This window comes from Flavobacterium cellulosilyticum, assembly GCF_004349355.1.
In the GTDB taxonomy this organism is placed as follows: domain Bacteria; phylum Bacteroidota; class Bacteroidia; order Flavobacteriales; family Flavobacteriaceae; genus Flavobacterium; species Flavobacterium cellulosilyticum.
The window spans coordinates 1-9,036 of record NZ_SMFK01000030.1; the positions used below are offsets into that span (position 1 = coordinate 1).

General features: G+C 32.8%; 3 protein-coding genes. All 3 read left to right on the forward strand.

Features of this window, described 5'->3' with window-relative positions:
* Positions 1-1,125, forward strand: a 1,125-nt coding sequence (locus tag E0F76_RS19115; RefSeq protein ID WP_132010125.1) for a thioesterase domain-containing protein, incomplete at its 5' end; no start/stop codon positions are given.
* Between the two features lie 125 nt (positions 1,126-1,250).
* Positions 1,251-6,164 carry a polyketide synthase gene (locus E0F76_RS19120; protein WP_132010128.1) on the forward strand — a complete coding sequence of 1,638 codons (4,914 nt, stop codon included), beginning with the start codon at positions 1,251-1,253 and terminating at the stop codon, positions 6,162-6,164.
* 186 nt (positions 6,165-6,350) lie between these two features.
* Positions 6,351-9,036, forward strand: a 2,686-nt coding sequence (locus E0F76_RS19125) for a non-ribosomal peptide synthetase (protein ID WP_132010131.1), incomplete at its 3' end; no start/stop codon positions are given.

The following is a 9,036-nucleotide window of genomic DNA, read 5'->3' on the forward strand; positions in this document are numbered from 1 at the left end:
GACCGTAAGGCATTATTAGAATATAAATCCAACAACAAGAATAGTACTAAACAAGAATATACCGCTCCTCGCACAGAAGCAGAGAAGTTAGTAGCTGATATTTGGAAAGAAAGCTTAAACATTGAGCAGATTGATATTTTTAGTAACTTCTTTGAATTGGGTGGTCATTCAATAAAGGCTGTGAATGTCATGTTTAAGATTGAGAAAAAAACGGGTAAACGGATTCCTCTTTCTGCATTATTTCAACATTCTACTGTATTTGAATTTGCCAAACTACTAAACATTGATAGCAAAATATCCTCTGATTGCTTAATTCCTATTAAACCTAAAGGGAATAAAACCCCTCTTTTTATGGTTCATGGAGCAGGACTTAATATCTTAAATTTTGTAAATGTGATCAAATACTTTGATGAAGATCAACCTGTTTACGGTATTCAAGGTAATGGATCAAAAGGTTATGAAAACTGGTATGAATCTATAGAAGCAATGGCAGCTCATTATATAGAGGCAATTACAAAAATAAATCCGAAAGGTCCCTATGCATTAGCTGGCTTTTCTTTTGGTGGTATCGTTGCCTTTGAAATGACGCGTCAATTAAAGGAACAAGGAAAAACAGTTAGCTTAACTGCAGTACTCGACTCCTATGTTGATTCTTCTTATTATTATTCATCGTATCAACAAAAAAAACTTGTTAGATATTATGATCGCACTTGTAGAAGATTAGATTTTTTAATGGAAATGCTTATGAGTTGGAAAGCTTTTAAAAAGCGTTATAACGCCAAAAAAGAGTATATATTAAAACAGCATTTTGGTCATAACAACACAATGACTGAACAAGAAGCTATAGCACATGAACAATTTGTAGAAGCTGATCGTATGGTTAATGTAATTGTTAATCGCTACCATCTTAAACCGCAAGACTTTAATGTAGATTTATTTCGATCAAAAGATGATGATCATTACAAATTAGATCCTACACATTTGGGATGGAAAAGGGCGGTATTAAAGGGCATTACGATTCATAATATTCCTGGTGATCATTTAGGTATCGTAGAGCCACCAAATGACAAAGTATTAGCTCGAATGCTTCAAGATATTTTAGATGAAAGACATTTAAATATTTAATTGTTGATTTTACAAATTTAAAGAGTCTTAATAATACACATTCTTAAAACATTAATGAACTGTTATATTAGGATTTAAATATCGTTTTTAAAATTAATATTTGTACAACTTAATTGATAGAAAAAATGAAGGAACAAAATAATATTTATTTCCTTTTTGATAAAGCTGCAAGTCTTTATCCAGATGAATGTTGTCTATTATCGCAAAATACATCCCTTACATACAAGCAATTAGAGGAAGAGGTTTCTAAAGTACACCTTACTCTTTTAAAATATGCAAAAAACGAGAAAATAATTGGACTATCTACTACACGAGGTATAGATCAAATTATTTTCATGTTAGCAATTTTGAAAGCTGGTAAAGCTTATCTCCCAATCGATTTTCGATACCCAAAAAGTCGTATACAAAATATCATAAAAAATTCCAATCTGACCTTCTGCCTTTCCAATAAAGAAGATGAAGCTACTGTGGTATCTCTGGGGCTTTTATTATTAAAAAACAATAATCCCCAATTACCAATTGAATGTAAACAGGACTCAATGTCCGAAAATGCTGCATACATATTATATACTTCTGGCTCGACCGGAGAGCCAAAAGGTGTTTGCATGGGTCAAGGAGCGATTATAAATCTTATTAATTGGCAAAACAAAAACTCAACAAGTAAAAACGGAACACGTACTTTACAATTTGCCCCTTTAACTTTTGATGTTTCTTTTCAAGAAATTATGGCGACATTAACTACTGGAGGCACTCTTGTACTAATTGACGAATTTTTAAGACTTGATATGGTTGCTCTTATAAATTATATAAAAAATCAACAAGTTAATAGACTATTTTTACCTTTTGTAGCGCTCCAAGCTTTAGCAGAAGCCGCTTTAAGTACAGACGTATTTCCCTACTCACTTAAAGAAATAATGACAGCTGGTGAACAACTTAAAATCACTCCTATAATAAATGACTTTTTTACCAAATTAAGCGATTGTGTTCTCTACAATCAATATGGGCCTACAGAATGTCATGTAGTAACCGAATTAAAACTAGATGGTAATCCTGCTAACTGGCCAACATTGCCCTCCATTGGCAAACCTATTAGCAACACTTCCATACTCATACTAAACCAAAATCAAGAAATTTTGGATGATGGAGAGATTGGAGAATTGTATATAGCCGGAGAATGTCTAGCAGAAGGTTATTTGAACAATAAACAATTAACCAATGAAAATTTTCTTGATTGGAAATCACCTGAAGGCAATACTATTCGTGTTTATCGTTCAGGAGATCTAGCTAAATATTTGGCAGATGGTACTATCGAATTTCTTGGTCGTCAAGATGATCAAGTTAAAATAAGTGGGCACAGAATAGAACTGGCTGAAGTAGAATTAGCCATTAACTCTTTAAATGGCATACACCAAACAGTTGTACTAGCTTCAAATCATTTAGGACAAACTCAATTAGCAGCTTACATTCAACCAAACCAAGAACAAATAGATGTAGCTGACGTTCGTAATAAAGTAGCAACCATACTGCCCGATTATATGGTTCCTTCCTATTTTGTATTAGTTAAGGATTTTCCCAAAACATCAAGTGGTAAAATAGACAAAAAAGCTTTACCCGCACCTGAATATAGCAGACCTAGTTCGGCACCGCTTTATAAAAAAGCGACCACTGAAATTCAAAAAAACATCTCTAAAGCTTTGGTTGATTTGTTACTTATACCCAAAATTGGAATTGATGACAACTTTTTTGAATTAGGAGGAACTTCATTATTAGCTCAAAAATTCGTAGCAATTTTATTGAAAGAGTACAACTATAAATTACCTGTAACGAAACTTTATCAATTCCCTAAAATTTCTGAAATCTCTGATTATTTAGAACCTAATAAGAATATTGAAACTAAAAAAACCTATAAAAAAGTTACTAAATCTAATACATCTGGACATGTTGCGATAGTAGGAATGGCAGGAAGGTTTCCTGGAGCACAATCTGTAGATGAATTATGGGAAGTTTTAAAAGAAGGAAAAGAAACGATTACTTTTTTCAAGGCTGAAGAACTAGATCCTTATATTCCAGAAGACATACGAATTGATCCGCTTTATGTGGCTGCACGTGGTATTATACCAAATGCAAATACTTTTGACGCCTCATTTTTTGGCATAAATCCAAAGCTTGCAGAAGCAATGGATCCACAGCAACGTTTGTTTTTAGAAATTGCATGGGAAGCTCTGGAAAAAACCGGACATTTACCAATTCACTATGACGGTAGTATTGGTGTTTATGCTGGAACTGGAACTAATTCCTACTATAATAAGAATATACTTCCTAACAAAGAAATATTAGATCTCGTTGGATATCTTCAAGCAGAAACGGTAAATGAGAAAGATTATATATCTTCAAGAACTGCTTATCATTTGAATTTAAAAGGTCCTGCCGTAAGTATTCATTCTGCTTGTTCCACTTCCCTTTTAGCTATAGCAGAAGCAGTAGAAGCAATTAGAAATGGCCATTGCGATATTGCACTGGCTGGTGGATCTAGTGTTACGGCTCCCATTTTTAGCGGACATCTTTATCAAGAAGGATCCATGTTAAGTCCTGACGGTCACAGTCGCCCTTTTGATGCTGAAGGAAAAGGAACCGTTTATAGTGACGGAGCTGGTGTTGTCCTTCTAAAAAGTTTAGAAGCTGCACAAAAAGAAGGTGATACTATCTACGGAATTATAAAAGGTGTAGGTATTAGCAATGACGGGGGCAATAAAGGGAGTTTTACCGCTCCAAGTAGCGAAGGTCAAGCAGCAGCAATTTGCAAAGCTATACAAGACGCACAAATTTCACCAAATTCAATTAGTTATGTTGAAACGCAAGGTACAGCGACACTTCTTGGTGATACTATTGAAATAGAAGGCCTTAAAATGGCATTTGGCAATCAGCAAATAAATGGATATTGCGCCATAGGCTCAATAAAAAGTAATATTGGGCATCTAACAGCAGCCTCAGGAGTAGCAGGATTAATTAAAACAATCCTAGCTATGAATCATAAGCTTATTCCACCCTCTTTAGGTTTTAAAAAACCAAATGCTGTAATCGATTTTGAAAAAAGTCCTTTTTTTGTAAATCAAACACTGCGCAATTGGGAATCGGAAAGCCCGTTAAGAGCAGGTGTAAGTTCTTTTGGAGTTGGAGGAACTAATGTACATCTTGTTGTAGAAGAATATCCAATGAAACAAAAATTTTCTAGTGCAAGTCGACCGCTCCAATTATTGATGTGGTCTGCCAAATCAGAAAACAGTTTGACAGGATATCAAACTAAATTAGGCAATTTTCTTAATTCTATGCCTTCAGTTAACTTAGCAGATGTAGCCTATTCCTTAAATAAAACACGTGATAGTTTTACACATAGAAGTTTCCTTTTATCAAACAGCAATATTGAAGCAAGTAAAGAATTACATAGTATTGAAAATAAAAACATTAAAAACGCAATATTAAAAGTAGCTCCTAGCGAACTTGTTTTCCTTTTCCCAGGTCAAGGATCTCAATTTTCTCAAATGGGGATGAATCTTTATAAAAACGAAATTGTTTATAAAGAAGCAATAGATAAATGTGCCGAATTTTTATTAGACGAACTAAAATTTGATATTCGTGATATTTTATATCCTAATATAGTGACTCCTGAATCGGAGGCAAAATTGAATGATGCTCATTTTTTAGAACCTGCCTTATTTGTAACTGAATACGCATTATCAGAGCTTTGGTTGAGTTGGGGTATTAAACCAACTGCTTACTGCGGACTTAGTATTGGAGAATTTGTTGCTGCTCATTTAGCTGGAGTATTTAATTTAAATGAAGTGCTGCATTTAATTTCTATAAGTTGCGGTTTGGTAAGTGATTTACCTTCTAAAATGATAAATCCAATTTTGGACACCTTTGAAGCAGAAGTGAATAAAATTCAACTTAATAAACCTAATTTACCTATTGTTTCTACAGTAACTGGAACATGGCTTACAGATGATGAAGCTATAAATCCTAAATACTGGACAAACCATTTACGAAATACAGCTAGATTCGCAAGTGCTGCAGATACTTTATTAAAATTAGAAGACATTATTTTCTTAGAAGTTGGACCAGGACAAACTTTAACTACTTCGACAAAACAACAAGGAGTAGGGAAAATAATTTCTGCGTTTGCCAGTTTACCTTTGCCTAAAAATCAAGAAATTGAATATAATGCTATCTTAAATACCTTAGGTGAATTATGGCTTAGAGGAATAGAGCCTGATTGGAATGCCTTTTATTGGAATGAAATTAGACAAAAAGTAACCTTACCAAGCTATGTTTTCGATCGTAAATATTGCTGGATAAACCCACCTAGTTTTGAAATACAAAATTCAACCTCAAATATTATTTTAAAACAAAATTCGAATAGTAATTTTATAGAAAATAATCCTATGAGAAAAAATAAAATCCTTAGCAAAATATCTTCGATTGTAAGCCAAATATCAGGAATAGAATATCCAAATAATGCAAATTCTCATAGTTTTCTTGACCTTGGATTAGACTCATTGACACTTACACAATTAGCAATTAAGTTGAAGAAAGATTTTAAATTACCAGTAACTTTTCGTCAACTCAACGAAGAATGTAACTCTCCTTACATTTTAGCAGAATACCTTGATCAAAATCTTCCAAAAGAGGAATACAACAACACTGTTCCATTACAACCAGTTTACAATACTGAAGCAATACATTCGGATGTTTTAATTCCCTGCCTTTCTCAGACAAATAATCAAAAAAACTCTGATATAGAATTGATGGAGATACAAATTCAACTATTAGTTAATCAAATAGAGCTTCTAAAAACAAATAATACAACACAACAGAATGTGACTATTAAAGAAACTTTGCAACAATCTGAAATAAATAATTCTGCAATTATTAATAAACCACCAGTAGAAGGATCAAAATTAGGTAGAGATCAAGATGGTAATCCTGCATGGTTTATCGCAGATCCCAATAAAAATGGTGAATATCTTAAAATAAATTTATAAGTATATACTTAGAATTTATTTTATTAAACATCCAAAAATAAATTGATTCAATGTAATGTTAGCTGTATCGCTTTTATAAAACGTGTTTAATTTTAATTTAATTGTGTTGCTAATAGAAAATTATAATTTATAGCATTTAAGTTTTGAATAAATAAAATAAGAAAACAACTAATTAATCTTTAGAATATGTCAGAGCTATTCAATTTGCCAAAACTAAAAATCAATTTTGATCCTTTTGCAGGTCCAGAAATAGATTACGTTGTATATACTACCAAAGCTCAATCTGAAATCTGGATTGATTGCTACCTTGGAGGTAAAGATGCTGCTAGAGCATATAATTTATCTTTCACAATGGAATTTGATGGTTTAATGGATTTAAATGCAATAGAGGAGGCAATTCAAAAATTGGTTGAACGACATGAGTCTCTTCGTGCTACTTTTAGTACAGATGGTATTTATATGTCCATTTTTAAAAAACTGTCAATAGTACTTGCCCAATACGATTTTTCCAATCTAGATGAATCTGAAAAAAATACTGCTTTGGATCGATATGTTAAAGATGAAGTTCATTTTTCCTTTGACCTAGTTCATGGACCTTTAATTAAATTTTGTTTACTTAAGTTTACAGATACTAAGTATCGTTTAATAATAACCGTGCATCATATTATTTGTGACGGTTGGTCTATTGGAATTATGCTACAAGAATTAGGTATACTTTATTCAGCATATGTTGAAAATAAAATACCTGAATTAGCGGAATCGATTCCTTTCAGTACCTATGCAAATGAAGAAAAATTATTTTCGAATAGTGAAGAAAATAAAGAAACAGAAAAATATTGGATGGATATGTATAAAAATTCCATACCTATATTAAATTTACCTACAGACAATCCTAGAGCGTCGCTGAGAACCTATAAAAGCCAACGCTTAGATTTTACACTAGATTCAAGTCTATTGACAAGCATAAAAAAAATAGGATTAGGTGTTGGCGCTAGTTTTGTAACAACCATGTTAACTAGTTTTGAAGTATTTTTATTTCAACAAACAGGTCAAGATGATATCGCAGTTGGACTCCCATCTGCTGGACAAGTGCCAACTGGCATGAATAATTTAATAGGTCATTGTGTCAATTTGCTTCCATTGAGAAGTAAACCTTCACCGAATATTAGTTTTCTGAACTATTTAAAAGTACGTAAATCAGAACTATTAGATGACTATTCACATCAAAAGATTAGTTTTGGTCACCTTTTACAGAAACTTAATATTGCTCGTAATCCTTCCAGAATACCTTTAGTACCAGTTATTTTTAATATAGAATTGGGTATGATTGATGGTGTAAAATTTTCTAACCTTAGCTATAAATTAATAAACAATCCAAAAGCTTTCGAAACTTTTGAAATTTTTCTTAATGTCTGTGGTAGCGAAAAAAACTTAGTTTTTGAATGGTCCTATAATACTACCCTATTCAAACCTGATACAATTAAGAAAATGATGTTGTCTTTTGAGCAAATATTGCAAAAGATTGTTGAAGACCCATTAAAAACAATAGAACAAATTTCATATCAGGATTATACAAGTGCATACAATGAATTAAATGCAACCTCAACTAACTATTCAAATGTAGCTCTTCATGATTTAATCGCATTACAAGCTCAGAAAACCCCAAAGAATATAGCTTTGGGTTTTAATGACAAAGTTATTTCTTATGAAGATCTTCAAGAGCAGACTAACCAAATGGCTCATTATTTGAAAGCTCAAGGTGTATTACCGGGTGATTTTATCGCTGTTTCTATACCACGATGCCCAGAACTGGTGATTTCATTATTAGCAATTATGCAGTGTGGTGCTGCATATCTTCCTTTAGATCATGAATATCCTTTAGCGCGATTAGAATTTATGTTGGAAGACTCAGAAGCTAAATTTTTGCTAACTAGTAATACTCTGTTAAATGCCTTGCCGAAATGGTCTAATAGCATTTTAATAGAAGATGCTATGACTGCATTAAATCAATATCCTGCAACAAAGCTTCAAAACAGAGTCGATCCTGAAAGTATCGTATATCTATTGTACACATCCGGTTCTACTGGTAAACCAAAAGGAGTTCCTATTWCTCACAAAAACTTGGTTAATCTCCTTAGTACAGTTGCYATTGAACCAGGTATAAAAGAAACAGACAGACTCCTGTCTATTACAACTATTTCTTTCGATATAGCTGGTTTAGAATTATATTTACCACTTATTAAAGGTGCCACATTAATTCTAGCTGACCACKWTACAGCAAGAGATGGTAGGCTATTACTTGAGATGCTAGAAAAAGAAAAAATTACATTTCTTCAAGCCACACCTACCACATATCAAATGCTTTTAGATGCGGGCTGGTCAAATCCATTACCTTTAAAGTTATTTTGCTGTGGAGAAGCATTGCCTATTAATCTTGCAAAAGATCTCATAAATAGATGCGATGAACTATGGAACATGTATGGGCCTACAGAAACTACTATATATTCTTCCAAAAAACAAATTAAAGCAGAGGATACATTAATTACAATAGGTGTTCCAATTGCAAATACACAATTATACATCATTAATGAACAAGGWAATCTTGTGYCTCCAGGAAGTATTGGCGAAATTGCAATAGGAGGAGATGGAGTCGGAAAAGGGTATTGGAAAAGACCCGATCTTTCTGTTGAAAAATTTATTAAGAATGGATTTTCTAATAAAGAAAATGACGTACTTTATCGCACAGGTGATTTAGGAAAACTACTTCCAAATAATGAAATTGAATGTCTTGGAAGAGTAGATCAGCAAGTTAAAATAAGGGGACAACGTATTGAGACAGGCGAAATAGAACAAGCTCTCATGTCACTTGACC

Excerpts from the sequence above, each read along its gene's own strand:
- E0F76_RS19120 (WP_132010128.1), top strand. The coding sequence starts at position 1,251 with ATGAAGGAACAAAATAATATTTATTTCCTTTTTGATAAAGCTGCAAGT.